This is a genomic window from Janthinobacterium rivuli, assembly GCF_009208735.1.
GTDB lineage: Bacteria > Pseudomonadota > Gammaproteobacteria > Burkholderiales > Burkholderiaceae_D > Janthinobacterium.
In genome coordinates this window covers 1-620 of the sequence record NZ_WFLJ01000058.1, presented here as the reverse complement: position 1 = coordinate 620, position 620 = coordinate 1, and the positions used below count along the sequence as shown (strand labels likewise).

Below are 620 nucleotides of genomic sequence, written 5' to 3'. Positions count from 1 at the left end.
TTCCTTCTCCCGAGTTCTCTCAAGCGCCTTAGAATACTCATCTCGCCCACCTGTGTCGGTTTGCGGTACGGTCTCGTATGACTGAAGCTTAGAGGCTTTTCTTGGAACCACTTCCGATTGCTTCGTGAACAAGTTCACTCGTCTCAACCCCTTGAATTGCGCACCCGGATTTGCCTAAGTGCCTTCTATGAGCCAAAAACCAACTATTCCAACAGTTGGACAACCTTCCGCGATCCGTCCCCCCATCGCATCATACGACGGTGCAGGAATATTAACCTGCTTCCCATCAGCTACGCATCTCTGCCTCGCCTTAGGGGCCGACTCACCCTGCTCCGATGAACGTTGAACAGGAAACCTTGGGCTTACGGCGTGGAGGCTTTTCACCCCCATTATCGCTACTCATGTCAGCATTCGCACTTCTGATACCTCCAGCATCCTTTACAAGACACCTTCGCAGGCTTACAGAACGCTCTCCTACCATATCCAATAAAGGATATCCGCAGCTTCGGTGACTGGCTTAGCCCCGTTACATCTTCCGCGCAGGACGACTCGATCAGTGAGCTATTACGCTTTCTTTAAATGATGGCTGCTTCTAAGCCAACATCCTGACTGTTTTAGCC

At 51.1% G+C, this 620-nt stretch carries 1 rRNA gene; it reads right to left on the bottom strand.

What is annotated here, in order from left to right:
• A 23S ribosomal RNA gene (locus GCN78_RS28885) occupies positions 1-620 on the bottom strand; the annotation flags it as partial.